We start from the raw sequence: 25,283 nt of genomic DNA on the forward strand, positions 1-25,283 counted from the left end.
TTAGAAACGCTCCGAGACCTAGACAGGGTTCAAGCCTAATTGAAGCTAAAGACGACGAGCTTGGGTCAAGGCTTGGAGATTCGCAGAGCCTGTACCAAAGCACGCTAAACGCAGCTCTAATGCCATTTGCTCAAAGTGCTCGACAACAGATTGCGTGCTGATCGTCGCGGCTTTTAATACCGCACCAGCTTGGCCAACAAGGTTAGCACCTAGGTGAATCGCTTTTGCCGCTTCTAAGCCATTATGTACGCCACCAGAAGCAATTAAAGGTAAGTTAGGGTATTGAGCGTGGATTTGCTCTAAACACTTGGCCGTAGGAATGCCCCAGTCACGAAATAGCTCCGCAGCGCGCTGCATCTTGTTGTCTGTTTGGCAGTAACCTTCAACCGCAGACCAACTCGTGCCACCAGCGCCCGCAACATCAATCGCATCCACACCAGCGTCAACAAGCTGCTTGGCTACTGCGCCACTGATGCCAAAGCCGACCTCTTTGATGATCATAGGGACATCAATACGCTGTTTTAACTGCTCAATCGATTTGAGAACGCCAATCCAATCATGGTCACCATTCTGCTGAAAGGCTTCTTGCATAGGGTTGAGATGCACAAATAAAGCGTCCGCTTGGATAAAGTCGACCGCACGTTGGGCGTTGTCGAGGCGTTGTTTGTCTCTCAGTTGAGCGGCCCCTAAGTTGGAATACAAAGGCACGCCTTTAGCAAGATCACGAATGGTTTTGCCCAAACCTGAGTGTAGGCTGTCTTCTAGGCTCACGCGCTGCGAGCCAACTCCCATCGCAATACCCATTTCACTGGCCGCTTCTGCCAAACGACAATTGATGATCTCTGCATCTTTTGCGCCCCCCGTCATGGAGCTGATCAAAAACGGCAGCGCCAATGAGTGACCAAGAAACTCGCTCGAAAGATCGATGGCGTTAAAGTCACATTCAGGCAATGCGCAATGCTCAAATTCGACAGACTCAAAGCCCGCCGTTTTGCTTTTCATGTTCATGTCATGATGTAAAACAGCGTCTAGATGTAAGTCTTTTCGATTAGATTGCGGAGCCATAATGCCACCCTAAAGTAAAACAGTCGCGCAGTATTGCGATCCTTGTCATTGCCGTCAATGCGAAAATTCGGAAATTGAACAATTTATTTGCCGAATCGAGCCTTGTGGGCTCTGGCCTTATGACTAAGGAATCATATTAAGGAGCAGCGTTTAAAACACTGCGCCCCACTGCTCTATTAAGCTTGGGTAACGATTAACAATGTTGCCACTCCGATGTGCCAAGAGTGGCAGTTCTAGATGTCATTTAGACTATTGAGTCTCGACGGATTGAATAAGCGCCACCACCGTGCTGGATGTAGGTGGTGTGAACTGATCCGGATCATCACAGAATTGAATTTTACCTTTCTCTTCAACATGAAAAAGCGGAATCACCAAATTGTCTTTGTGGTGCTCAAGGTAATCTTGGTAGGTGAAGCTCTCACTCAACTTAGTGTGTTTGATTTCTGCACCTTGGCTCAGCAAACTCGCCATTTGGGTGTAACTGACGTTGCCGCCCATCAATAATTTGCCGTGATACTCTTCGGCAACCGAGTGCTTTTCATTGCCGTTAGATTTGGTTTTCTGCAGACAATGTACTTTATCTTCGCCGAACTCGCCGACAAATTGCATACAAGCCATAATGTTGAAGTGTTGGTCTGGCGTTAGCGCCACCACTTGCCCAATGCCAATTAGATTCAAGTTGTCATCAGCATGGCTAGAGATCGGGTTACCGTAGTAATGGTCTAGGCCCAGCATGCGAACTTGGCTAATGTAGTCCCAGTTTGAATCGGTGAGCAGAACTTTGCGATCGTATCTCGCCAGCGCTTTACCTATCTCTTGCGCCACTCGGTTTGCACCAATCAGTAGGAAACCTCTTGGTGCTGGCTCAGCCACACCCAACGCTTTAGCCATAGGACGCGCCGTCGCACTTTGCAGCACCACCGTGCCGATGATCACCATAAAGGTCATTGGCACCAACAGCATGGCTTCTGAAATGCCATATTCCGTTAGCTTGATAGCAAACAGTGATGAGATGGACGCCGCCACGATACCGCGCGGCGCAACCCACGAGAGGAACAGCTTATCTTTGAAGGTTAAGTTACTGCGAATGGTTGAAGCGAAAATCGAAAGTGGACGCGACACCAACTGCATGAAAACAAACAGCAATACCGCACCGCTACCCAGCGCCGCGAAATCATCAAGACTGATGCGTGCCGCTAGGAAGATGAACAACCCGGTGATCAACAAGATGGTTAAATGCTCTTTAAAGTGCAGGATCTGCTGAATGTTGATGCCCTTTGCATTTGCTAACCACATGCCCATCACGGTAACCGTCAGTAGCCCTGCTTCCGATTCCATTTGGTTAGAAATCGAGAACACACCGAGCACGACCATCAATACCGCAAAGGGCTGAAGGTATTCCGGCAGCCAAGCTCTGCGCAAAACGGTAGACACCGCAGCACCAGAAGCGACACCGAGGATCAAGCCCACCGCAATGATGGTGCCAAACACTTCGACGCTGTTAACGGCATTGTGCGAGACAATAAACTCGTACACCATCACCACAAACAACGCGCCTAGTGGGTCGATTAAGATACCTTCCCAGCGCAGAATATTGGCTAACTTGGAACTTGGGCGCACGGTTCTCAGCAATGGCACGATCACCGTTGGACCAGTCACGACGGTTAAACTAGCGAACAAGATCGCAAGCTCCCAAGTAAAACCAAGGAAATAGTGTGTCGCCACACTGGTGGCCACCCAAGAGATGATCGCGCCAACAGAAACAATGCTCCACACCGAACCGCTCACGCCACGAATCTCTTTAAAGTTAAGGGTTAAACTGCCCTCAAACAGAATCACCGCCACGGCGAGAGAAACTAAGGGAAAGAGTAAATCCCCAAGAATGTCGTCTGGATTGAGCCATTGCAGGATCGGCCCAACAATGATCCCCGCTAACAGTAAGAACAGAATGGCTGGTAAGCGCATTCGCCACGCTAACCACTGACAACCTAAACCAATTACCCCAACCGCCGACAGCACCAGCGCTTCGTTGCCCACTTGCATTTATCATCACCTAATTTGTTATTTTTCTGGTGAGCTTTCGCCCAAAACCGATTAACTCTATAAAAAAGATTAGTTTAGAGTGAACGCTCCGCCAGTTTTCGTTCAAATATGCGACTCTCTCTCAAAATTATCGGTCTGTGTTGTATATCCCGTTAGCTTGTCACACAGTGAACTAAGCTTAGCTAAGTTGCTCAAAGTTAAGGATTCTGAAACAAGGACAGGGAGTGCAGCAGTTGTTTATCTCATTGGCGATTATCTTGGCGGTTTGTGCCTTACTCATCACATTGAAAGCAGTCGGTCGAATATCGAGGCTCGAAGACGAAGTATCTCAGCTTCATAAAGAACTGGCAGAACTGCGCGCGCGTTGGTTTGAGAGAGAGACACCGCCGACTCCAGAACCCGAGCAACACGCTTCTCAACCACAACAGGCGTCGCCAGAACAGCCCGCACAACCTAGTGCTCCAACGCTTAAATCAGGTCCAGAGCCAACGTTGGTTTCAGAGCCTACCTCTGCGCCTCTAGCTGCCAAAGAAGTACCACCGCCAATTGTCGAGCCGAGCCTCCCTTCACTCGATGAAGTACACATAGGTGGTCTGGCGCAAAGCAGTGAATCCGTATTTGAGAAACAAGCCAATAAACTACTGACCAACATCCAAGAAAACTGGTTGGTTTGGGTTGGCGCGCTCGCCATGTTGATTGGTGGTGGTTATCTTGTACAAGTGATTGGCAGTCACATTGAGTTCTCACCAATCATGCGCGTTACCATCGCATTCTCCATCTCTCTTGCTACCGTGATAGCAGGTGAATGGTTCCATCGCCGCGAGCAGACATCCCCAGACCGAGCAGGACGAGCGAAAGGCTTTACTTACGTCCCTGCCGCCATTACCGGAACAGGGTTAACCGGTATCTACTGCACGGTGATCTTTGCGTTTGTCTTCTATCAGCTCTTATCGCCAGGTGCATCGCTGGTGATTTTGGCGGGCGCGGCATTTTCGAGCTTAGCGCTTTCTCTACGCCAAGGGCCTTTGATGGCCGTGCTCGGCTTAATCGGTGGTTATTCAGCACCACTTTGGATTGGCGGTGCAGAACCTAACTATTACTTACTCGCTGGTTACATCACTGCAATTTCAGTTGCCGCAACGCTACTAATGCAAAAGATCAGACACGCTTGGATTTCACCATCGATTACCGTGCCGCATATTTTGTGGATGCTGTTGCTGATTGAGAGCATGCCGATAGAACAACTTTTCTCATGGCTTGCGATCTTCCTTTCTCTGAGTTTGTACCTGCTGTTTGCGGTACCAAGAATGGGTTGGATGCTCAAACCGCGTTACCGTCATTGCCAAGGCAGATGGACGCATCCACCGACAGGTATTGCTCTCGCGATGACATTATTAGTGCTGTCGGCATTAGCTCGCATGTCTAGCATTGATACCGCTGAGATGATTTACTTCTATGCCTTCTTTACTGCCATGATTTGGCTACCCACCATTCGTAAAACTTGGTCATTAAGAGTCTATTTACCATCGATATTGGTGCCTTCTACCGCGATCATGTTGCTTTCTATTGCGCTTGAATCTATCTACATGGCTGAAGGACAAACGCCAGTACTGCTCGCACTCGGCGTCAGTATTGTGTTGATTGCACTGAGAGCATTATTCCAGACATTGGCAGGTGACCGCTCTCAACTAACAGGCATCCTCTTCCTTGTACTCTCCCCTGCAATGACTTTGATTACCCTGCTCTACACCTACGAGTTCATGAGCGGTCATGTTCTAGGTTGGACGCTCTTCACCGCCGTGATTGCGGTTTACTACGCCTTACTTGGACAAAGGTTCAAAGCGCTGGCACTGGAATGTTCCGCCATCATGCATGCCATCATTGCCGGAACGGCTTTTGTTTGGCTGAATGACACATGGCTCACGACAGCTATTTCGATTCAAGTGGCGGTTATGGCGTTACAGACTCAGGCCAATCTATTCCGCCCAGCGAATTGGGCACTCAAAGTCGCAATGGGCATCTTAGTCGTACGTCTAACGCTGTTACCGTTTATTCCAGAGTGGCAGCCTGTTAATGCGGGACACTGGGCTTGGGTGTTGTTCAGTTACCTGCCTTCTTTGACGATTCTTGCTTACGCTCGCACTGTGTTACATCGCTCAGATACAGAACTCGCCAATTGGTTTGAAGGGGCGTTCTTACACGTCTCCTTGATGGCGGTGTTCACCCAAACCAACTACTGGCTGACGGGACAATACGGCTACCTTGGCTACGTCGATTTCACTTCGGCGATTGTGTTTGCTAACCAAGCATTAGTGATGGGGTTGGTTTACAGCTATCGCAGCCAGTTTGCGCAGCAACTAGAACGCGTCTATCAAGCATACAGCTATCTACTTTGGGGCGCTTTTGTTGTGCTGATGATGTTGCTCAATAGCCTCGAATCACCGTTGATGGTCAATAATGTTTCCGCTGAATCCATGCCTGTGTTCAACATGCTGTCTCTTGGCTGGTTGTTGCCTGCGATTGTTTTGCTAGTAACCACTTACAAGCGTTGGAACACGTTGCAGATCCCTCGCCCTGTGGTCGCCAGCTTTGGTCTTATCTTGGCAGCCATTTGGTTAGGTATGTCGATTCGCCAGTTCTGGCAACCTATCTCTATGACGCTAGCGCAACCGACCGGCATGGCAGAGCTGTTTACTTACTCAATTGCTGGTTTGATTGTCGGCGGCTTGCTGACTTGGGTTGGCGCAACCCGCAAAGCAATGACGATTCAACGCATTGGCCTAGCCGTGTTGGCTTGCGTCGCGCTTAAGGTGTTCTTGTGGGATGTTCGCTCCTTGGATGGCTTCTGGCGTGCGATCAGCTTCTTGGGCCTAGGTGCATCACTGATTGGATTAGGCTGGTTATTCCAAAAACTGCACCGCTCGGTCGCAGAGCCTGACGAGCAAGTGGAATAGAGTTCAAGATATGAAAGGTGATTCCCAACTCTTTTCTGGGTTACGCAACCACTAGTGAATTGAGAAGGGAATCTTGGAGTGTTCTTACAGCGCTATTTCAACTGGGTCTATTTCAAATAAAGAGTTATTTCAGCAGCGCCACAACAGTATGACGACGAACATTCGCTTGCGCATTCAGTGCTTGGAATGTCGAGCTAAACTGACCGGAAGTGGCCATAAAGCCATCGAGTTTCGCATTCACATCAGCAGCACTTAACTGCTTGGATTGGCTCTGCACAGTGCGCATTTGGGAGTTCAACTCACCGTGAAACGCTTTGGCTTCTTCTAAGCTAGTTTGCACTTGTCTTATGTGCTGATTCACTTTGGCGATGGTTTGCTTGATTCCATCACGAGAGCCTAAATCAAAGCTCAACTCAGCGATGCCATCCGGTTCTGATTTTAGGTTCAGAACATTCGCTTGCCCTGCAGGAAAACGATGACCTTCGCCCGTCACTAGCACCTTTTGCTGCATTTGTTGATATGCCGTATCGCGCGCTTCAAACAAAATGGTGCCGTCTTCTGCCAGTGACGCTCGCATGCCCATCGCAATCAAACTGCGGTCGAGCATTTTCACAGTGCGCGCACCATCGGCTTGACCATCAAATTGGATCATCACCGATTGACCTTGCGGAAAGTCTAAACGGATTTGCTCGGCTTTCTCACTCAAACGATGCACGTTCAAACCGGGAATGGAGAAACGGCGAATATCCGCTTTATCCAGTTTGAGGTGCAGTTCGTTATCAACCACTTTCTGCCCGTCAAAGCGCGCCTGTTCAACCACTTGTTGAATCGACGCTTTAGAACGTACTAGCCCTTCTTGCAAACCGGGAACATTCTGCACGCCTTGGTTGACAGCTTGGGTCAAACCTCGCTTGATTTGCGTCAGCTCTTTACCAATCACTTGCAACGATTTAGAGGCGATTTGCACCGCTGTTGCTTGTTGCTGACCTTGAGTAAGCTGAATACCGGAAACGGAATAGGCTGACGCGGTGTCAGCCTGAACTTGCGTAGGACGCGGTTTAATCGCACTGCTCGAATCCGCTGAGCGGGTTGGCATGATAGAGGCTTGTTCTTGCCCACCTAAGCGTATGCTATGGGGTCTTACCTCTACTGTGCTCATCACCATACAAAACTTCCTTAAATACGATCAAACAGGTTGAGATCGTTGATCTTCACGTAGCTAGCTTGCGTTGCTTGTAACGCCGCCATGTAGTTGCTCAAACGTACTGATGCCTCACCGTAATCCAATGCCGATAAGTCACTGGTCACCTTATCAACGAACAACTTGTTTTCGCCGTGTGCACTGTCCATTAGGTCAAGGTTGTTGTGGCGACCACCGATTTCTGTCATCGCCCCCAGTACGTTCGCCAAGGTATCATCAATGGCAGATAAGCTAGCGTCTACTTCCGCTTGAAAATTCGGACTCGGGTTCTCAAATTCCGCAATCAAAGCATCGATTTGGTTCAATACGTTATCGCCGCCACCAAGCTCCAGAATCTCTTTTGCCGTCATGTTGGAATCCATGGTCACGCCTTTTGCGACGGTGACCACACGCTTATCGCTGTTACCATCAACTTGGTACGCACCACCTGCATTGCTCACCGCCGGCGTGTCCGTCTGAGTACCTGAAAACAGGTAGTGACCTTCTTCGTCTTGGGCGTTGAATGAAGATTCAATCGAATCACGGTAGCTTTTAAGCTCAATGACCATGCCGCTACGGTCTTCATCGGTTAATGTGCCGTTCGCGCCCCAAAGCACCAAATCACGCACACTCTTCAAGCTCTCGTTGACCGAATCCAAGTGGGTTTCTTGAGCAGAAAGTGTGGTTTTCAGATTGGCGATATTACTTTGGTACTGGCCAATCGCGCTGTTTTCACGCTCAAGGTTCAGCAGCTTTATCGACGCCATAGGATCGTCAGACAGCTTGGTTAGTCGGTCACCCGTGGCCATTTGTTGAAGAACATGCCCCAAACCTGCGTTGTTGGTTTGCAGGCTTTGCAGCATCATTTGGCTAAATTGACTGTCACTGATTCGCATCTCGGGTTCCTTTTAGAATAACTGCAATACAGAGTCGAAAAGCTGGTTAGCGGTGCTAATGACTTTCATGTTGGCGTTATGTGCGTTAGCAAATGTCATCAGATTCGCCGCTTCTTCATCGCTGTTCACCGCACTGACGTTGTCGCGCGCGGCATGCGCTTGTTTGTTCATTGCCGCCTTAGCTTCATAATCCGCTTCTGCTTGGCGTGCTTTGATCGCCGTTTCACCAACCATTGCGGTGAACGCATCGTTTAAGCTCAGCGAGCCATAGCCAGTGACTGAAACTGGCTTATTGCTCAGTTGAATCAGGTCATTCAACACATCTGCATTACCCGGAGTGCCATCACTGGAGAACGCTAATTCTTCCGCACTGATATCAGTAATGGTTAGGCTAGCTGCTGGGTTAGCCGGATCGTAGCTAAACAATGGCTTGCCCGTATTGCCGTTGAGATCTTGCCCTGTCGCCAGCACAGCGTTGTATTCATCCGCCAATGCTTTTGCCATGTCATCCAAAGCGACTTGGTTTGGCTTAAGCACATCGGTTTGATAATCGTTAATCGCACCCAACTTACCGCCTACCGAGTGGTCAATGACAAAGCTTTGCGAGGCGAAATCGACACTCAAATCCGCAAGATATGGGTCGCTTGGATCTGGCTTCGCTGTCAGCTGACCATAATCCGAACCCATTACCAAAGGCTGACCAGAAGCGAGTGTCACCTGCATGCTGCCGTCTGGTTGGTCGGTAGTTTTGATTTCAACGATTTGAGAAAGCTCACCAATCAACACATCGCGAGTGTCCATCAACTGCGCTGGGTTACCACCTGTGCCTTGCATTTCGACAATCTGTTTGTTTACCTGAGCAATGTTCGCCATCAAGCTATTGGCATGGCTCAACGCGGCATTACGCTGATCACTCATGTCCTTGTGCTGATTATGAAGGGACTCGGTTAACGTATTGAATCGACGCGCCAACGCTTCTGATTCATTAATGATCTGCTGACGGTATGGGATTGATTCTGGTTTTACTGTGGCATCATTAAGCGCAGCATTAAGGGAATCTAACCCCGCAGAAACGCTAAAACCATCCGCGCCAAGCGTATTCTCAAGCTGGCTCATGGCGGTGGTATAACCCGCTGAATACGCCGCTAAACTATTGGTGGACCATGTTTGCTTCACCAAGAACTGATCAGTGACACGACGAATACTCGTCACTTCAACACCCATGCCAGGGCTGAGCTTGTTGTACTTACCGTCACCAACAGACGCGGTTAGCGCTTGTTGTCGGCTGTATCCCGGCGTGTTGATGTTTGCCACGTTTTGCGCGGTCACATCCAACGCCACACGGTTCGCGTTTAAGCCTGAAAGGGCGATATTAACAAGGTTCATTTACAGCTCCATTTTCCTGATCAGCGGCTGAGTAAACGCGGTCGTCATTCCGGCTTCACCGAGCACTTGTTTAACTGAGGCGACCGCTTGCAGCGTGGGATTAACTGCATCGGTCTTCATCGCGATTTGATCGTTTTCAAGTTGTGACGTGCGTTCAAGGCTGACCACTTTTCCATCGTTCGCCGGAGAAACATTACGTGATTGGTCGAACGCCACCTCGCGCATAGAAGGGCTAAGTTGCTGGATCAGCATATTGGCGATGCCGGAGTTCTGTTTTTTCGCCAACTCCATCGCCAATTGCCCATCGTACATATCGCGAAACACGCCTTGTTGTTGGCTAGCAAACGGGCTGTCTTTGTCGGCCAATACATCACTGCTGCTGCGCATTTGGCGTAACACCATTTGTAGGAACATCGCCTCGAATTGACCCGCAACCACTTCAAGAGCGCCTTCTTGATCGCGGCTTTTCTTGATGCTCGCTAGGGCGCTGTTGTCGTGATACAGCATGGTATTGAGTTGTGCTTGATCGCCGCTCGTGTCTAACTTCATCGCTAACTCCTTAAATCACCACAAGCTCAGCATTCAGCGCGCCCGCTTCATTCAATGCTTGCAGAATCGACATCAGATCCGTTGGCGTTGCGCCTAAGCTGTTTACAGCGTTGACGATGGTGTTCAGTTCCGTGCCCGGAGGCCAAATCACCATTTGCGCTTGTTCCTCGTTCACATCGATTTGGGTTTGATCCACCACTTTGGTTTCACCATCAGCAAACGCGTTCGGTTGGCTGACTTGTTGAGATTCAGAGATTCGAACAGTCAAGTTGCCGTGGCTCACTGCCGCTTCACCAACCTTAACGTTCTTACCAATAACCACAGTACCCGTTCGGGAGTTGAAGACGATTCGAGCTGGTTTACGCCCCTCTTCCACGCTCATTTCTTCCAACATCGACATCATGGTGACACGCTGTTGGGTGTCCATTGGTGCACGCATTTCGACACGCGCTTTGTTGATCGCTTTCGCTACGTTTGGACCAAAAGTATTGTTGATTTCACGGGCGATGTTTTTCGCCGTTGTGAAGCTTGGTTTACGCAAGTTCAGAGTAATTTCATCGCGTTGGTTAAAGTCGGTTTCGATTTCTCGCTCTAGCGTTGCTCCGTTTGGAATGCGACCCGCAGTTGGCGTGTTCACTTCCACCTTAGAGCCGCTTCTGCCTTCGGCTGACAAACCGCCAACCACCACGCTACCTTGAGCAATGGCGTACACTTCACCATCGATACCGCGCAGTGGCGTCAGTAGTAATGTGCCGCCACGTAAGCTTTTCGCATCGCCGATAGAAGAAACTACTACGTCCAGTGTTTGACCCGGTCCCGCCATTGGGTCAACGGATGCGGTAACGCTCACTGACGCCACGTTACGTAATTTCGGATTCATGCTGTCATCAATCTGAACACCAAATTGGCGCAGCATGTTAGTAATCGATTGAGCGGTGAATTTCACTTGGTTACGGTCGCCTTGACCGGCCAAGCCCACCACTAAACCGTAACCGACCAATTGGTTTTCTCGGATGCCCTGCACATCCACCAAATCCATGATCGGAATTTCCACTTCGGCTTGTGAAGTGGCAGGAAGTCCCAAGGTCAGAGCCAATAGGAAAGAAGTAAAGAATGCGTTGATTGGCTTCATTAGAATGGTACCCATGGGCTGTTGAAGAACTGAGTCAGCCACCCGGCTGCATTGCTGTCGGCTAATGCACCACGACCAGCGTAGGTAATGCGAGCATCCGCAATACGTTGAGAAGACACTTGGTTGCTGCGGTTGATGTCATCAACACGCACAATGCCTGTTAGGCGAATAAATTCGTCGCCTTGGTTTAGTCGAAGCCACTTTTCACCGCTAATGCGAAGCACACCATTTGGCAGTACCTCATGCACCGTCACGGTGATCGCGCCTTGTAACTTGTTGCCTTGCGAGCTGGATGCGCTGCCATCGAAATTACGACTGCCATCAATACTCACGCCCAACTCATCTATAGTTTTGGTGCCAATGGTTGGCGTAGCAAAGTCAACGGTAGAGCTTTTACCAAACTGAGTGCCCGCTTTCTTGCTGGACTCGGTCTCTTCAGAAAGCTGCACAGTCAAGACATCGCCCACGCGGTAAGCGCGGCGGTCTTGAAATAACGTCATAGTGTATTGGTGACGATAAAGGCTGCCGGATTTGGCTTCTGGCAAGGTGTAATCCAGCACTGGCGGCGCGTATTCCTCTGTGTTTGGCTCAGGTGGAATAAACTCCTGACGCCCTGCACATCCCACCAGCAACACGACGGCAACTGCCCAACTCTTCGAAAGCCATTTCATTGCTTTTTCCTTCATCATCACCAATTTCTTACTTACATCGATTGCGCGACAAACTTCAGCATGTCGTCTGCGGCAGAAACCACTTTGGCGTTCATCTCGTACGCGCGTTGAGTGGTGATCATGTCGACCATCTCTTCCACTACCTGCACGTTTGAGCCTTCTAAAGCGCCCTGTTTGATGCTGCCTGCTCCGTCTTCGCCTGCAATCAATTCATCCGCAGGACCACTTGCTTCAGTTTCACGGAACAAGTTACCGCCAACGGCTTCTAAACCAGCTGGGTTGATGAACTTCGCCAGCGTGATTTGCCCCAATTGCTGCGGTGTTGGGTCGTCAGCCGATGTGGTTGTTACCGTGCCATCCACACCCACAGAGAGCGAAATCGCGTTGTCTGGGATTTGAATTTGCGGCTCTAGTGGCAAACCTTGGCTGTTGACCATCAAGCCCTCTGAATTGATGTGGAACTGACCATTACGCGTGTACATGATCTGACCGTCAGAGTTTTCGATTTGGAAGAAGCCTTGCCCCATCACCGCTAAATCCAACTCTTGAGTGGTATTTTGTGTGTTGCCTTGAGTGAAGACTTTCTGCGTACCCACAACGCGAACACCGGAACCAAGCTGAACACCGCTTGGCAGTTCATTCACTTGGTCGACTTGCGCGCCCGGCTGACGCTGAATGCTGTAAAACAAGTCTTCAAACACCACGCGGTCACGCTTAAAGCCGACCGTGTTAACGTTCGCTAGGTTGTTAGAGATGGCAGTCATTTTGGTATCTTGAGCTGCCATGCCCGTTTTACTTACCCATAATGCTGAATGCATTGGTTATCTCCTTTGGACGAGAACCCCTTGCTGAGAGGGTTATCTCGCCGCCATCAATTTGTTTCCGGCTTGCGCCAAGGTTTCTGCGGTTTTCATCATGCGAACTTGCATTTCGAAGTTACGCGTCAGCGACATCACGCTCAGCAACTCATCAATGGCAGACACGTTACTGCCCTCAATGTGCTCTGGAGAAAGCTGCACGGTTTCATCCGCAGGGAAAGGCACACCATCTACACTGTGTAGCAAGCTGTCGCTCTCTTTTTGCAGTTGGTTGATTGGTGGTTTCACCATCTTCAAGGTGCCCACTTCCACTTCTGCACCACCACCCGGAGGAATCACAGAAACGCGGCCACGTTCACTGATTTCAATCTTCTGAAAATCAGGCACAACGATTGGTCCGTTTTCACCAACAACAGGGAAACCATTGATGCTCATTGCGCCAAAGGTATCGACTTTGATGTTGCCCGCTCGGGTGTAAGCTTCATTGCCAATTGGCGTTTCGACGGTGAGGTAGCCTTCGCCCATGATAGCCACGTCCAGAGGACGACCGGTTTTCATGATGTCGCCAGAATCAAAACGCGTTGCGGCTGAGTTGGTCACCACCATGGTACGGCCATCAAAGCCCGCACCTTGTAGCTCAACGCTGCGCACGCGTTCCATATCAGCACGGAAACCTGCGGTGTCAGCGTTCGATAAGTTGTTCGAACGTACGTGCTGAGCTTTTAGAACTCGACTCGCACCCGACGTGGCAGTAAATAACAAGCTATCCATGCGACTCTCCCATTACACCGCGTTGAACAGAGCTTGAGTCAGCTTGTCATTGGTCGAAATGGTTTTCGCGTTCGCTTGGTAGTTACGCTGCGCCGTCATGAGCGCAACCAGCTCGCTGGTTAAGTCAACGTTAGAGCCTTCTAGCGCACCCGGTGTTAAGTCACCCAATGTGCCAGTACCCGGAACACCCATGATTGGTGCGCCTGAGCTAAAGCTTTGTGTCCAAGCCGTGCCGCTCACTTTCGATAGACCTTGCGTGTTAGCAAAATCAGCAAGCACAACCTGACCTTGCAGCTGAGACTGACCATTGGTGTAAGTTGCGTAAACCATGCCGTTGTCTTCCACTCGAACGCCCGCAAGCTCACCAGAGGTGTAACCGTTCGGGTTGTTGGTGCTCACGCCAAACGCAGCACCAAACTGAGTGCTGCCGTTCAAGCTGATATCAATGCTCATTGCATTTGCGCCCGCAGCTGGAAATGCAACGTTAAAAGAACCCGTTGGCGAAGCTAGCGTGCCGTCGGTATTGAATTGAACCGTTTGAGCCGTTGCTGGCGTCGTTGGTGCACCGTCGACTTCCACGTTCACTTGCCATTCGTTATCTGATGTCTTGGTGAAGTACTGCGTTACCGTGTGCGAGTTGCCAAGTGAGTCGTACACCTTAGTGGTGTAAGAAGAGTTGAATGAGTTTGGATCGGAAGAATCGAATGGGTAAAGCGCTTGATCGACTGCCGTTGCGCTTGCGTCGAAGTTCGCCACAAAGTCCAGATTGTCAGTCGCTTTTGCGTTAAGTGAAGACGTAGAAACTTTGATGTCACCAACAGAGCCAGTTTGAAGGTTCGCATTGTTGTCTACGCTGTAACCTTGCAACTTGGCACCGTTATTTGCGGTCACAAAGTTGTTCTTATCAGTGCCAAACACACCCGCGCGAGTGTAAAGCATCTGACCCATGTGATCTTTCGTCACGAAGAAGCCGCTGCCGTTGATCGCCAAGTCCATTGCACGGCCAGTGCCTGTCACCGAACCATTCTTATCGAAGTTCTGAGAAATCGACGCCACTTCTACGCCGCCCGGCTGCATGCCATTGTAAACCGCGGCAAATTCTGTGCGGCCACCTTTAAAGCCGTACGTTGATGCATTGGCAATGTTGTGGCTGATGGTGTTTAACTCTGTGTTGGTCGCGTCCAGACCACTAAGTGCGATGTTAAAACTCATAAATAACCTCTGATTTCCTTATTTGGTTAAGCACCAAACTGAGTGATTTGATAGAAAGGAACGTTGCCAACGCCTTGAACATTGACCAGTGCTGCGCCACCCGAGCTAGGAATACGTACCTGCTCAACCGTGCCTGCCAGCAAAACATTTGGGCTCTTTTGCCCTTCTTGAACTTCCACCGCAACGGTGTATTTACCCGGTTTCAAACCAAGCTCTTCTGGATTGATCGAGAACTCAACGTCACCCGCACCGTGTGCACCTAAAGGCACTTTGGTTGATTGGCCGAACTCATCTTTGACGACTAACGTCACTTGGTTCGAACCGTGTTCTAGCTCGACCTTGCCACTTTGCACGCCTTCACCAAGTTCAAACTCGTTTGAAGAGACGTACACGGTTTGACCAACCAAACCTGCCGTTGAGAGCACCTGCATGTTGTCGAGCAATACCATGCTGTTTTGCATCAGCATCGACATGTTTTCTGTACTTTGAACTTGCGAAAATTGCGCTAGCTGGCTGACATACTCAGTGCCATCAAGCGGGTTAAGTGGATCTTGGTTTTGAATTTGCGCCACCATGAGCGAGATAAACTCGTTTTGCAGTGACGTTGCGCTGTTCATATCCGATGGGTTCGCAGAAATGCCGCCCGTATCACCACTAGCGGTCGTTGCGACTGGTGCGTCAGAAGAGAGCGCAGTGTATTGTGCGAGACTCATTAATTACCCTGCCCTAGTCGAAGCAGTCCTTGCTGCATGCTTTTCACATTCGTCAGCACTTCCACGTTAGTTTCAAAACTGCGCGTTGCAGACATCATATCGGCCATCTCTGACACCACATCAATGTCTGGGTAGTACACGTAGCCTTCGTCGTTCGCTAACGGGTTGTTAGGTTCGAAGCGTTTTTCTGCCTGACCCGCGTTCTGCACCACATCTACAATGCGCACTTCCGCATTAGGATAAACACCGTTTTCTGTCGCCATCTGCGTTTTCTGATACACAGTGGCAAACACAGGTTTGAGTGCTTTGTAGGCATCATCTGGATTGGCAGACACCGCATCGGCGTTGGCAAGGTTACTGGCTACCGTGTTCAGGCGAACGGTTTGCGCCGTCATCGCCGAGCCAGTGATCGAATAGATATCAGTAAATGACATGTTTAACGTCCCTCAATCACTTTCGCCAAGCCACTGAATTTCATGTTGAGAAACGTCAGGCTGGTTTGAAAGTCCATGTTGTTTTGCGTGAACTTGGCTTGTTCAACGCCCAGTTCCACAGTGTTGCCGTCTTTGCTGTTTTGGTAAGGCACCGAATATTGCGCCTCAACCTGAAACTTCGGCACCGGTTTGTTCACACTGCCCGCTGACATTTGGTTCATCACGGTGGTGAAACTTAGGTCCTTTGCCAAGTACCCAGGGGTATCAACATTTGCTAGGTTACTGGCGAGGACTTTGGTACGCTGAACGCGAAAATTGAGTGCCTCTGGATGTACACCTAACGCATTTTCGAATGTGATCGCCATGCATCTTTCCTTAAAGTCGGCTCGAATACGCCAAGATCAAGACAAGATGCATGCCATAAAATTTAGTTATATATATCAATGAATTACAAACAAGGAAGGAAGCCTCGCTTCCGGTTTACGGAAACCATTCAAGCCAAGGGGAAAGGTCGATTTTCCTCAATCATGCTGCTTTGCGGTTTGGCTATGAGTGCAAGCTCAGTCAGTGCTTTAGAGAATGAGAAAAACCTAACCGCAGACGAGTTAAAAGCCATTGTCGGCGAGCAGTTTGAGCAAGAAGTGGCGCAGGTAGCACACTCACGTCAATGGGGAAGCTACCAACTCGATTATCAAATATGGGTTCCAGGCTCTGCCAATCATCTACCGGTTTGTGACGCCCCTTTGGCAATCACAGGACGCGATAACCGCCCGTTGCCTGTTGGCAATTTAAAGCGTGCTGTCAGTTGTGAAGCGGTGAACTCTCCATGGCGCATCAATGTCACAATCAAATCAGCGGTGACGCTTTCTGTTCTTGTCGCCACCAACACAATCGACCGCAACGAAACTCTCTCAGCCTCAAACTTAAAATCAGAAACACGCACGATTTCACGCCAAGACGATTTCTACACGAAAACAAACCAAGCCATTGGGCTTGAAACCACCCGCCGCATTCGAGCAGGTCAAATCATTGACCCAACCAACTTAAGTTCGCCGCCATTGATCGAGAAAGGCAACGAAGTGATCATCATCGCTAGCAAAGATGGATTTAGTGCCAGCACCAAGGGGGTCGCTTTAGAGCAAGGTAAGAAAGGTCAGCAAATTGAGGTAGAAAACATCAGTTCTGGCAAGGTGATACGCGCTGTCGTAACGGGGCTCAATCAGGTGCATACCCAGTTTTGATTTTGGACTCAGGTTATCATTTTTCGATTTAGGCACTCGTCAGCGCAGGTGAACTTCGAGTACAAAAAATAAATATTTAATGTTCATCACACCCTAGTCGCCTATTCGATTTAGAACATGATGATTGAGGACAACAGCATGAAAATCGACAAAGTCGCGGGCGGTCATGTCCCACAAACTAAATTCCAGCAGGCGAGTAAAAAGCCAGTCGACACCATCGCACAGAGCAAAATTAACGAGCCAGCATTTCAAGCAAACACAGCGGCGATCGATCGCGCTCAAGCAGAAATGAAATCCCTGCCAGACGTAGATATGGCAAAGGTTGAGCAAATTCGTAATGCATTAGCACGTGGTGAACTGAATCTAGATACCAAAGCATTATCCAAAGCAGTAATGCAATTTCACACCGGTCACGAGTAACGCAGCGCATTAGGAGTCATGCATGGCAACGGCGGCATCACAGCATATTCAGCAGTTTGTTCGTTCTATTTCCGAAGACATCAAACTCTACCAGCAATTGCTGGGGCTGATTCAACAGCAAAAAGCACTGTATTTGAAGTTCGATGGTGAGGCGCTAAGCGAGAACATTCAAAAACAAATGCCGATTTTGAATCAGCTTGGTCGTTCTGCGAGTGAAAGAAGCCAGTTAATGCGCAAGCTCGGATTGCCTTGTAATGAGACCAGTGTGAATCGTATTTTCAATGCCTTGCCCGCCAAGATTGGTACGCAAGCGAGAAAACAATGGACGCTATTGGAATCCTTGGTGAAGCAATGCCAACAGGACAATCAGAGCAATGGCCAAAGCTCTGCAGCGTTCCAAGAGTTAGTCAGTCAACTCAAACAACCTGTGCAACACACTTATGAAGAGCGTTCGTTCTAAACAACGATTCTCGCCTTGCCTGCAGAGTCTACCGCCATCCCGGTCGATTGCTGTGGGCTTTTTTGTTTTGTGCGTGATGTGCTTGTCTCCAATGACGATGGCCAAGCCGCATAAAGCCAGTATCGACCAGCAATATCAAGTGCTCGCGCCATATCAAACGCAAATTAGCCAACGTCTCGATTCCGTTAGCCCGCTTCTCGATCATATTTTCAAACAGCTTAAGCAAAAGTCTTTGCCCGCCAACTTGGTGTTAGTGCCCATGCTGGAATCATCCTACAACCCTAAAGCAGTCTCACACGCCAATGCCGCCGGTTTATGGCAACTGATTCCTGCTACAGCGACGCGCTTTGGCTTGCAAGTGAACGATAAGCAAGACGAGCGCTTTGATACCAAAGCCAGCACTCAAGCCGCCATAAGATATTTGGAATTTCTGTATAACAAGTTTGATCAAGATATTGCGCTCACGCTGGCCGCTTACAACGCAGGAGAAGGTCGAGTTGCACGTGCCATCAAAAAAGCTGACAGTCGAGATTTCACGGCACTTACTTTGCCGAAAGAGACTCAGCAATACGTCAATCGCTTTTATGCGTTGGAACGTTTGGTGAATATACAGCAATTGCGTACCGATTCTTTCCAGCCATTACTTTTGTTTGCAAACCATTCCACTATCTACGCCGAACCGCTTATAGACCTTAGTCGATTGCCCCCACTCGTGGAATTGTGAACACTCTCACTAAATTCCACCAATGTCAGAAGCACGTAAAATTACAAGATCCTGTTCTGCCAATTTGCAAACTCGTGATCTCGATGCAAACGCGTGCATAAAAGTTACGGTAATGTATCTCAAAGATAAGAAAGAGCAGTGGTTTGCTGATAATTTACCAACTTGCACTTGTACATTGGCTAGATATCCATCACATTACGTGTGCAAATAAAGTGAAAACCAATAGTTAGACCTATTAATTATTTACACAACAAATATAAAGCCGCTATTGTTTTCACAGATTGATACAAAAAAACAGAATATCGAGATGACGCTTCGCTTGCGCGTCTGGAATAAGTCCGGGTTCCGGGGGGGAGCTCGGACTTTTTTTATTGCTTGGAAGTTACAATTTTGATCTGAGGAGGGTTACAGCAACTCTTTTGCGATAAGTTGTAGCAAGAAAGTTTCGCGTTCAATGCTCATGCCTTTCTTCGGGCTTTCCGCCATCGTCTTTTCATTGTGCGCGATCGCGTCGTGAACATTCATCCATACTGGGCGCATGCCGTTCTTCACTTCGTAATCTTCATAAGCCGTTTCACCTAGCTCGCGGTCAATTTTGCACGTGTAGCAGTAAGACGTCATGTGCATCACATCGGCATCGTCTTTGTACCAAGGACGAAATTCTTCGAAGATACCGTAAGGCTTTATGTTATGAATGTTCTTCGCACCGGTTTCTTCTTCCAGCTCACGAACTAAACCTGCAATCACATCCTCACCGTCATCGATGCCACCGCCAGGCAGTGTGTAATCGTGGTAACGCTCTGTGTAAAGAAGCAGGACATCTTCACCGTCTAATACAATGGCGCGCGCCGCATTGCGTTGGAAGATGATTTTGTCATCCAGATGTTCGATGTCTGGGTGCGTGGTGGTTTTCAAATGTCTCATCGCAGAATCCGCTGTGAATGTTTTGCGCGCATACTACCGAAATTCATGCGCATTCCCAAGTTTCAATTTGAGCACGTCTGAAACAAATATAGGCGAACAGTGAGCAAATTCTAAAATTGCACAGAATTCCCTTACAAGCGTCGTGCTTTTAACAAACATAAGACAATATTTTTCTGAAACTCTCCTATAATCAACACACTACTCGTTAATCCCATGCGGAGATCAAGAATGAAAAAGACAACTTTAGTAACGGCAGTGGCAGCAGCGATGGTGTTGGCAGGTTGCTCAACTTATGACGGTGCAACTCGCTCAAATGAATACACATCAGCAGCAAACCCAGCAGCGGTATACTGCGTACAGCAAGGCGGCGAGCTAGATACAGTAACGGAAAATGGTGAACGCGTAACTTACTGCCAACTGTCTGAAAACGAGCGCTTTGAGCAGTGGGAATACTACCGCAACAACCACAAAGAAGATGGCGAGTCGTAAATAACGTTAACATTTACGCAATCTAAGATTACAATTTTACCAACAAAGGAGCTTTAAGCTCCTTTTTGTTTACCGTAAATTTCCCTACTTTCTTATACTTACCCCTTTATCCATCGGCCTTACCGCATAGCGATACGATATCGAACGGCGTTTTATTCCTGACATTCCTCTGACATTACTTTCCACTTGGTCAATAAAATTTCTCGCGCACATCACGAAATTTCACGTTTTTTCCACATTTTTACGGGAGCGGGTGGTCAGGATGAAAACAGATACAGTCAAACAAGCCGAATCGGCACAAACCAATGTGATTACTGAAGAGTCAAAGCGCATCATCTACAAATCGATGTTAAGTGCCTTGACTATCATTGCGCTTAGTATTTTGGTCAACCTAAGTATCCGTGTGGACTACGTTTTACTCGGTTCAAGCTTGGGAGAAACCTCTGTTACGGAAACCTTACAGCTGATCATGTTGGCTGTTGCGTCTTGGTCTTTCTTCCGTATTTCTAAACAAGAAAGCCACGTATCACACGCGGCAATCTTGATCGCTGGGTTCTTTGCGGTATTGATGATCCGTGAAATGGACTATTGGTTTGACATGATTCACCACGGTTCTTGGGTCTTCCCTGCTCTTGCACTCACTGCACTGGCTTGTGCGAAAGCGTACCAAGGCGGTAAAGGCACGGTGAACGAAATGGCAGCCATTCTACAATCACCTTACATGAAGCTACTTATCGGCTCGGTGATCTTGTTGTTGGTATTCTCTCGCCTGTACGGCATGGGTAGCTTCTGGCAACACGTAATGGGCGAGCACTACGTACGCGATGTGAAAAACATCTCAGAAGAAGGCATGGAGCTGCTGTGTTACAGCCTAATCGCGCTAAGTGCCGTACGCACACGTCGCGAACTTAAGCGTCAGTGATTTGAAGTGGCTTAACTAGCCATTCGCTTCGGGGTCAAGTTGCAGGTTCAACGCCGTTAATATCGGATGAAACACTGCCAACGCTTGCTCTGTTGCAACCACTGAATCATCAAAGGCCGTCATTTCGATGGCCTTTTTCATATCTGCAATTTGCCCTCGCACTTCAGGCTCTAAATCGAGCGCATGAAGCTTTTCTATCGCTCCAAGACCAATGGCTAAAGGTTTTGCTCGTACCTCAGCGAGATCACGTTCAAAGGCACCACGCCTAACTCCCTCTAGATACACGCGATAAGTCGTGAGTTCATCAAACAACAAAAACGCTTCCGCTAAAACGCCGGTATTTGGGTAAGGCACACTCACATGATGTGAAAGGTCGAGTGGAATATTAAGCTTTACCCCCATGTCCGCACAGCGCGACTTCAATACGCGCAATAAGCCTTGTTCATCCATTAAGGTTTGAATCTCGATGATGCGCTCTAGGTGATAGTCATTGGAGAGTAAAGTGACTTCAATGGTTTGCCCTGTTTCGCAAAGGCCACTCCTCAATAATTCCGCAGCAGCGTTTTGCATGTTCTGCACCGTATTGAGTGAGCGATTCTCGATGATGACCTGCTGCTCAGGAAAATCGATTTCCCTAGCCTTGGCTAACTGGCAAAAATAGCGGTACATCGCATCCGCTTCTGAAACGGTTTGTCCTTGAGTCACACCGCCACAAAAAACCAAGGCAGTCGTCTCAAAGCAAAATTCGTTTAAAACATTCAACAGCGCTTCCACGCGTGAGCGACCTTCAGCACTCAACTGATCGTGCACCAACCGCTTACCTAGAATGATCACTACCTTGTTTAACTTCATTACCCAGATCTCAATTACTCATACTTTAGCGAACAATTTGTATACAAAAATTTGCTTTGCCAATACTCTTTCAGGCATTAACATCTAATTAACAATGTCGTTCTAGAGACCTGAACAAAGGTCCGCAGAGAAAGGAAGTCAATTATGCTGTCGATTTTCGATATTTTTAAGGTCGGTGTCGGTCCATCCAGTTCCCACACCAATGGCCCAATGCTCGCAGGTTACCATTTCACTCAATTACTTAGCGACTCTATGGCGAAAGTGCACAAGGTGCAAGTTGACCTTTACGGTTCTTTATCGCTGACTGGCAAAGGCCACCATACAGACCGTGCCACCGTCCTTGGTTTGATGGGCAATAAGCCCGATACCATTAAAATGACCAGCGCCAAGAGTGCACTGCAACATACCATTGAACATGGCACACTCTCGGTCGCAGGTGTTCATGAAATCGTGTTTAGCTATGAGCACGATATTGTCTTCCACAGTGATAACCTCCCTCTTCATGAAAATGGCATGACCATCACGGCTTATGATGCTGCTGGTGATCAGGTGGCGTTTGAAACTTACTACTCTATCGGTGGTGGCTTTATTGCAACCGCAGCCGAGTTGGAAAATGGCAGTACCGAAGCGGAAGTACAGGTACCTTACCCATTCAAATCCGCCGATGAAATGCTAGAAAAAGCGGAGCAAAACGGATTCAGCTTAGGTGGAATGATTCTGCAAAACGAGCGTGCCTTCCGTGAACAGGAAGAGATCGATCAAAAAGCCGAACAGATCTGGAAAGTGATGTCGCTGTGCATGCAACGAGGCTTTGATACCGAAGGCATTCTTGAAGGCGGGTTGAACGTAACGCGCCGCGCGCCAAACCTACTCAAAAAACTCGAAGCCAATGCGGCCGTCGAGAACGATCCAATGGAGATCATGGATTGGATTAACCTGTTTGCCTTTGCTGTAAGTGAAGAGAACGCCGCAGGTGGTCAGGTAGTGACGTCGCCAACCAACGGCGCTGCCGGTGTTATTCCTGCCGTGCTTATGTACTACCATCGCTTCATTAAAGAGCTCGATAACAAGCAACTGAAAGACTTCTTAGCCGTGGCGGGGGCAATTGGCATCTTGTACAAAACCAACGCTTCTATTTCCGGTGCAGAGGTAGGTTGTCAGGGTGAAGTCGGCGTATCTTCTTCGATGGCGGCCGCAGGCTTAACGGCACTGCGTGGAGGCAGCAACGAACAAATCTGTATTGCTGCAGAGATTGCTATGGAGCATTCACTTGGCATGACTTGTGACCCAATAGGCGGTCTAGTTCAGGTGCCGTGTATTGAGCGAAACGCGATGGGCGCGATGAAGGCCATTAACGCATCACGCATGGCACTGAAACGCACCAGCAAATGCCTTATTTCATTAGATAAAGTTATCGAAACCATGTATCAGACGGGCAAAGACATGAATAAGAAATATCGTGAGACATCACTTGGTGGACTCGCGGTGATTCATATGGCTCCACCATGCGAATAGCATACTTTATATCAGTTTTTGCTAATTAATATTTTTCATTGTTGGCGGATAAAATTCCGCCAACGCCTTTGTCCGTGTATAAAAATCAGCCTGCCTCTCGCTTCTCTTCATTCTGCTTATTAATTCAGCGACTTTTCAAAACCTTAAAAAACACAAAAGAATAATAGTCTTATAAATTGTTATTTTTTAGTCATTTATTCACATAATTTTCAGTTGATCTAGAACAACACATTAGCGAGGCAAACGTTTCGCATTAGAAATTTTAGTGCATTAATTTCGTTTTATGCGACAATTGTTTCAATATGTAACATAGCGTTTAAGTAACATTTAACAGAAATAATAACTACCTTTCTCGCAATAGTGAGTATTTAATTATGTGGAATAAACTAAATAAATCTATGATGTTCTGCCAAATGATGTTTGGCTTATCATTTTACGGCGTGTTAGTCAGTCTGACGCGTTTCTTCTTAGAGGATCTGAATTACAACGAAGCTGATACCATGATGATCGTCGGTGCATTTTCGGCGATTGGCCCTCTATTTGCGATTGCTGGCGGCTTTATCGCTGACAAATTTTTAGGTGCTTACCGCTCTCTATCGATTGCCTTCTTAGCATTCGCATCTGGTTATGTACTGCTTGTTCTTGGTGCTTCGGCAACCAACGTACCACTTTCAATGTGTGGTATCGCGCTAGCAAGTTACGGCCGTGGTTTGATGTCTCCTTCTTATCCTAGCTTGTACAAACGTACCTTTAAGTCACAAGAAGACTTCGAGAAAGGCTACCCAATCAACTACTCAGTGAACAACGTGGGTGCTTTCCTAGGCCAATACTTGTTCCCTATGATTGTGCTGATCATCGGCTTTAATGGCGGCTTCACTATTTCAGCAGTGATGGCTGGCGCAGCCTTGGTGATGCTACTTGTGTTCCGCAAAGGCTTGGTTGGCGTTGCTTCTGATCTGGATCGTCAAAGCGTAAGCATGAAGAACTGGATTTTCTTCGCGATTATCTCAGCGGCGATGATTGCACTGGTATTCTTCATGTTCTCTAATATGGATATCGGTCAAAACATCGTTTACGCCATCGGCGGTGCAGCGATTCTTTACTTTGTTTCTTTGATGTTGAAAGCAAGCAAAGCGGAATCATTGAAGATGGGTACTATCCTTATCGTGACCTTCCTAACCACGTGTTTCTTCGTTTACTATGGGCAAATGATGACTTCAATGAACATGGTAGCGATCAACACTCTGAAAGGTTCTCTATTTGGCTTCATCCCTCTAGAGCCTGAAGCAGCAATGGCAATGAACCCACTATGGTGTATGGTTGGTGGCCCTATCGTTGCTGGCTTCTTTGGCATGCTAGAAAAACGCGATATTCACCTATCAACAGCGACTAAGATTGCCTTGGCATTCGTGCTAACCGCTATCGCATTCGGCATCCTAACATTCGCGGTAACGACTGTTGGCGAAGACGTAATCATCATGCCTGAAATCTTCCTAGCGATTCACTTCTTCCAAGCAATTGCGGAAGTTATCGTAGGTTCAATGGTTGTTGCGTTCATTCTATCTGTGGCTCCTAAGCACATTGAAAACTTCTCAGTAAGCTTGTTCTCTGTAGCTATCGCGCTAAGTGGTATCGTTGGTGCTGCGTTCTCTACGTCTATCGCACTAGAGAAAGGCCAAGAGATTACGCAAGAAATCGTACAACACGTTTACGGTGACTACTTCCAACTGCTGACTATCCTAGCGGTGGTAATGGTGGCTATCGCATTAGGTGCATCGTTCATCATTCGTAAGATGCTTGAAGCGGCAAAACAAAGTGAAGCTGAATTGGAAGTGGTTGAACAAAACTAATTCTCTCTCAGCATCAAACGAAAAACGGAAGCCAAGCGGCTTCCGTTTTTTTTATCGACAGA

General features: G+C 48.3%; 25 protein-coding genes. 9 read left to right on the plus strand and 16 right to left on the minus strand.

All coding sequences use genetic code 11. The features are described 5' to 3' along the window. Nucleotides 1-45: 45 nt before the first annotated feature. Together fni and ACLIIY_RS17985 are read right to left on the minus strand one after the other, a co-directional pair. Nucleotides 46-1,065: a type 2 isopentenyl-diphosphate Delta-isomerase gene (gene fni / locus ACLIIY_RS17980; RefSeq protein ID WP_434529037.1), complete on the minus strand. Its 1,020-nt coding sequence runs from the start codon at nt 1,063-1,065 to the stop codon at nt 46-48. Nucleotides 1,066-1,314: 249 nt separating this feature from the next. After that, nucleotides 1,315-3,108, minus strand: coding sequence for a cation:proton antiporter (locus ACLIIY_RS17985; protein ID WP_434529038.1), 1,794 nt, complete (start codon nt 3,106-3,108; stop codon nt 1,315-1,317). Between the two features lie 224 nt (nt 3,109-3,332). Here ACLIIY_RS17985 and ACLIIY_RS17990 point away from each other — a divergent pair, with 224 nt between their 5' ends. Next, complete coding sequence (locus tag ACLIIY_RS17990; RefSeq protein ID WP_434529039.1) at nt 3,333-6,062, plus strand: DUF2339 domain-containing protein; 2,730 nt, start codon at nt 3,333-3,335, stop codon at nt 6,060-6,062. Nucleotides 6,063-6,186: 124 nt separating this feature from the next. Here the strand turns inward: ACLIIY_RS17990 and ACLIIY_RS17995 are convergent, their stop codons facing one another. From ACLIIY_RS17995 to flgB, 12 genes are read right to left on the minus strand one after another with little or no spacing between them, the layout of a single operon-like run. Beyond that, on the minus strand, nt 6,187-7,227 hold the full coding sequence (locus ACLIIY_RS17995; RefSeq protein WP_434529040.1) for a flagellin: 1,041 nt from the start codon (nt 7,225-7,227) through the stop codon (nt 6,187-6,189). 11 nt (nt 7,228-7,238) lie between these two features. After that, nucleotides 7,239-8,138: a flagellar hook-associated protein FlgL gene (flgL, locus tag ACLIIY_RS18000; protein ID WP_005435920.1), complete on the minus strand. Its 900-nt coding sequence runs from the start codon at nt 8,136-8,138 to the stop codon at nt 7,239-7,241. A 12-nt stretch (nt 8,139-8,150) separates the two neighbouring features. Then, nucleotides 8,151-9,524: a flagellar hook-associated protein FlgK gene (flgK, locus tag ACLIIY_RS18005; protein WP_434529041.1), complete on the minus strand. Its 1,374-nt coding sequence runs from the start codon at nt 9,522-9,524 to the stop codon at nt 8,151-8,153. Continuing rightward, on the minus strand, nt 9,525-10,073 hold the full coding sequence (locus ACLIIY_RS18010) for a rod-binding protein (RefSeq protein WP_334423004.1): 549 nt from the start codon (nt 10,071-10,073) through the stop codon (nt 9,525-9,527). A 10-nt stretch (nt 10,074-10,083) separates the two neighbouring features. Beyond that, nucleotides 10,084-11,205 carry a flagellar basal body P-ring protein FlgI gene (locus ACLIIY_RS18015; RefSeq protein WP_434529042.1) on the minus strand — a complete coding sequence of 374 codons (1,122 nt, stop codon included), beginning with the start codon at nt 11,203-11,205 and terminating at the stop codon, nt 10,084-10,086. Beyond that, nucleotides 11,205-11,876, minus strand: a complete 672-nt coding sequence (flgH, locus tag ACLIIY_RS18020; RefSeq protein WP_005435900.1) for a flagellar basal body L-ring protein FlgH — start codon at nt 11,874-11,876, stop codon at nt 11,205-11,207. Before flgH ends, ACLIIY_RS18015 begins: the two co-directional genes overlap by 1 nt. 32 nt (nt 11,877-11,908) lie before the next feature. Next, nucleotides 11,909-12,694, minus strand: a complete 786-nt coding sequence (gene flgG / locus ACLIIY_RS18025; protein ID WP_434529043.1) for a flagellar basal-body rod protein FlgG — start codon at nt 12,692-12,694, stop codon at nt 11,909-11,911. A gap of 39 nt (nt 12,695-12,733) precedes the next feature. Further along, nucleotides 12,734-13,465: a flagellar basal-body rod protein FlgF gene (flgF, locus tag ACLIIY_RS18030; RefSeq protein WP_005435899.1), complete on the minus strand. Its 732-nt coding sequence runs from the start codon at nt 13,463-13,465 to the stop codon at nt 12,734-12,736. A gap of 12 nt (nt 13,466-13,477) precedes the next feature. Continuing rightward, on the minus strand, nt 13,478-14,677 hold the full coding sequence (flgE, locus tag ACLIIY_RS18035; protein ID WP_434529044.1) for a flagellar hook protein FlgE: 1,200 nt from the start codon (nt 14,675-14,677) through the stop codon (nt 13,478-13,480). Between the two features lie 26 nt (nt 14,678-14,703). Beyond that, on the minus strand, nt 14,704-15,390 hold the full coding sequence (gene flgD, locus ACLIIY_RS18040) for a flagellar hook assembly protein FlgD (RefSeq protein ID WP_005535962.1): 687 nt from the start codon (nt 15,388-15,390) through the stop codon (nt 14,704-14,706). Next, the gene (gene flgC / locus ACLIIY_RS18045) at nt 15,390-15,824 is read right to left on the minus strand and encodes a flagellar basal body rod protein FlgC (RefSeq protein WP_005432431.1); all 435 of its coding nucleotides are present in this window, start codon (nt 15,822-15,824) and stop codon (nt 15,390-15,392) included. Before flgC ends, flgD begins: the two co-directional genes overlap by 1 nt. A gap of 2 nt (nt 15,825-15,826) precedes the next feature. After that, the gene (gene flgB, locus ACLIIY_RS18050; RefSeq protein ID WP_005432433.1) at nt 15,827-16,189 is read right to left on the minus strand and encodes a flagellar basal body rod protein FlgB; all 363 of its coding nucleotides are present in this window, start codon (nt 16,187-16,189) and stop codon (nt 15,827-15,829) included. Nucleotides 16,190-16,267: 78 nt separating this feature from the next. Here flgB and flgA point away from each other — a divergent pair, with 78 nt between their 5' ends. From flgA to ACLIIY_RS18070, 4 genes are all read left to right on the plus strand, one after another. Continuing rightward, a complete protein-coding gene (gene flgA / locus ACLIIY_RS18055) occupies nt 16,268-17,065 on the plus strand; it encodes a flagellar basal body P-ring formation chaperone FlgA (protein ID WP_434529045.1) in 798 nt (265 codons plus the stop codon). 138 nt (nt 17,066-17,203) lie between these two features. Next, nucleotides 17,204-17,485: a flagellar biosynthesis anti-sigma factor FlgM gene (gene flgM / locus ACLIIY_RS18060; RefSeq protein WP_027726655.1), complete on the plus strand. Its 282-nt coding sequence runs from the start codon at nt 17,204-17,206 to the stop codon at nt 17,483-17,485. Nucleotides 17,486-17,507: 22 nt separating this feature from the next. Continuing rightward, nucleotides 17,508-17,945 (plus strand): flagellar export chaperone FlgN, encoded by a 438-nt coding sequence (flgN, locus tag ACLIIY_RS18065; protein WP_009705036.1) that lies wholly within the window; start codon nt 17,508-17,510, stop codon nt 17,943-17,945. Nucleotides 17,946-17,991: 46 nt separating this feature from the next. Further along, a complete protein-coding gene (locus tag ACLIIY_RS18070) occupies nt 17,992-18,669 on the plus strand; it encodes a lytic transglycosylase domain-containing protein (RefSeq protein WP_038895964.1) in 678 nt (225 codons plus the stop codon). A gap of 405 nt (nt 18,670-19,074) precedes the next feature. Here ACLIIY_RS18070 and ACLIIY_RS18075 read toward each other — a convergent pair whose 3' ends face one another. Continuing rightward, the gene (locus ACLIIY_RS18075) at nt 19,075-19,593 is read right to left on the minus strand and encodes an NUDIX hydrolase (RefSeq protein ID WP_005443683.1); all 519 of its coding nucleotides are present in this window, start codon (nt 19,591-19,593) and stop codon (nt 19,075-19,077) included. Between the two features lie 228 nt (nt 19,594-19,821). Between ACLIIY_RS18075 and ACLIIY_RS18080 the strand changes: the two genes are divergently transcribed. After that, a complete protein-coding gene (locus tag ACLIIY_RS18080; RefSeq protein WP_005443680.1) occupies nt 19,822-20,082 on the plus strand; it encodes a putative hemolysin in 261 nt (86 codons plus the stop codon). Nucleotides 20,083-20,344: 262 nt separating this feature from the next. After that, entirely contained in the window at nt 20,345-21,004 is a 660-nt protein-coding gene (locus ACLIIY_RS18085; protein WP_054824280.1) for a hypothetical protein, read from the plus strand. A gap of 15 nt (nt 21,005-21,019) precedes the next feature. On the opposite strand, the gene ACLIIY_RS18090 is transcribed toward ACLIIY_RS18085, so the two are convergent. Next, nucleotides 21,020-21,856, minus strand: a complete 837-nt coding sequence (locus tag ACLIIY_RS18090) for a YdcF family protein (RefSeq protein ID WP_434529046.1) — start codon at nt 21,854-21,856, stop codon at nt 21,020-21,022. Between the two features lie 144 nt (nt 21,857-22,000). Here ACLIIY_RS18090 and ACLIIY_RS18095 point away from each other — a divergent pair, with 144 nt between their 5' ends. Both ACLIIY_RS18095 and ACLIIY_RS18100 read left to right on the plus strand, forming a co-directional pair. Next, nucleotides 22,001-23,371, plus strand: a complete 1,371-nt coding sequence (locus tag ACLIIY_RS18095; protein WP_039842744.1) for an L-serine ammonia-lyase — start codon at nt 22,001-22,003, stop codon at nt 23,369-23,371. Nucleotides 23,372-23,745: 374 nt separating this feature from the next. After that, nucleotides 23,746-25,221, plus strand: coding sequence for a peptide MFS transporter (locus tag ACLIIY_RS18100; protein WP_005443672.1), 1,476 nt, complete (start codon nt 23,746-23,748; stop codon nt 25,219-25,221). Nucleotides 25,222-25,283 lie beyond the last annotated feature (62 nt).

It is taken from the genome of Vibrio sp. K4, from assembly GCF_051122595.1.
Classification (GTDB): Bacteria; Pseudomonadota; Gammaproteobacteria; order Enterobacterales; family Vibrionaceae; genus Vibrio; species Vibrio owensii.

What these genes read in the sequence shown, in the direction of transcription:
- flgA (WP_434529045.1), top strand. Translation starts at nt 16,268, where the DNA reads ATGAATTACAAACAAGGAAGGAAGCCTCGCTTCCGGTTTACGGAAACC.
- flgG (WP_434529043.1), bottom strand. Translation starts at nt 12,694, where the DNA reads ATGCATTCAGCATTATGGGTAAGTAAAACGGGCATGGCAGCTCAAGAT.
- flgB (WP_005432433.1), bottom strand. Translation starts at nt 16,189, where the DNA reads ATGGCGATCACATTCGAAAATGCGTTAGGTGTACATCCAGAGGCACTC.
- flgC (WP_005432431.1), bottom strand. Translation starts at nt 15,824, where the DNA reads ATGTCATTTACTGATATCTATTCGATCACTGGCTCGGCGATGACGGCG.
- ACLIIY_RS18085 (WP_054824280.1), top strand. Translation starts at nt 20,345, where the DNA reads ATGAAAACAGATACAGTCAAACAAGCCGAATCGGCACAAACCAATGTG.
- ACLIIY_RS17995 (WP_434529040.1), bottom strand. Translation starts at nt 7,227, where the DNA reads ATGGTGATGAGCACAGTAGAGGTAAGACCCCATAGCATACGCTTAGGT.
- ACLIIY_RS18090 (WP_434529046.1), bottom strand. Translation starts at nt 21,856, where the DNA reads ATGAAGTTAAACAAGGTAGTGATCATTCTAGGTAAGCGGTTGGTGCAC.
- flgF (WP_005435899.1), bottom strand. Translation starts at nt 13,465, where the DNA reads ATGGATAGCTTGTTATTTACTGCCACGTCGGGTGCGAGTCGAGTTCTA.
- ACLIIY_RS18015 (WP_434529042.1), bottom strand. Translation starts at nt 11,205, where the DNA reads ATGAAGCCAATCAACGCATTCTTTACTTCTTTCCTATTGGCTCTGACC.
- flgH (WP_005435900.1), bottom strand. Translation starts at nt 11,876, where the DNA reads ATGAAATGGCTTTCGAAGAGTTGGGCAGTTGCCGTCGTGTTGCTGGTG.
- ACLIIY_RS18010 (WP_334423004.1), bottom strand. Translation starts at nt 10,073, where the DNA reads ATGAAGTTAGACACGAGCGGCGATCAAGCACAACTCAATACCATGCTG.
- flgL (WP_005435920.1), bottom strand. Translation starts at nt 8,138, where the DNA reads ATGCGAATCAGTGACAGTCAATTTAGCCAAATGATGCTGCAAAGCCTG.
- flgD (WP_005535962.1), bottom strand. Translation starts at nt 15,390, where the DNA reads ATGAGTCTCGCACAATACACTGCGCTCTCTTCTGACGCACCAGTCGCA.
- flgN (WP_009705036.1), top strand. Translation starts at nt 17,508, where the DNA reads ATGGCAACGGCGGCATCACAGCATATTCAGCAGTTTGTTCGTTCTATT.
- ACLIIY_RS18080 (WP_005443680.1), top strand. Translation starts at nt 19,822, where the DNA reads ATGAAAAAGACAACTTTAGTAACGGCAGTGGCAGCAGCGATGGTGTTG.
- ACLIIY_RS17985 (WP_434529038.1), bottom strand. Translation starts at nt 3,108, where the DNA reads ATGCAAGTGGGCAACGAAGCGCTGGTGCTGTCGGCGGTTGGGGTAATT.
- ACLIIY_RS18075 (WP_005443683.1), bottom strand. Translation starts at nt 19,593, where the DNA reads ATGAGACATTTGAAAACCACCACGCACCCAGACATCGAACATCTGGAT.
- ACLIIY_RS18095 (WP_039842744.1), top strand. Translation starts at nt 22,001, where the DNA reads ATGCTGTCGATTTTCGATATTTTTAAGGTCGGTGTCGGTCCATCCAGT.
- ACLIIY_RS18100 (WP_005443672.1), top strand. Translation starts at nt 23,746, where the DNA reads ATGTGGAATAAACTAAATAAATCTATGATGTTCTGCCAAATGATGTTT.
- flgE (WP_434529044.1), bottom strand. Translation starts at nt 14,677, where the DNA reads ATGAGTTTTAACATCGCACTTAGTGGTCTGGACGCGACCAACACAGAG.
- fni (WP_434529037.1), bottom strand. Translation starts at nt 1,065, where the DNA reads ATGGCTCCGCAATCTAATCGAAAAGACTTACATCTAGACGCTGTTTTA.
- flgM (WP_027726655.1), top strand. Translation starts at nt 17,204, where the DNA reads ATGAAAATCGACAAAGTCGCGGGCGGTCATGTCCCACAAACTAAATTC.
- flgK (WP_434529041.1), bottom strand. Translation starts at nt 9,524, where the DNA reads ATGAACCTTGTTAATATCGCCCTTTCAGGCTTAAACGCGAACCGTGTG.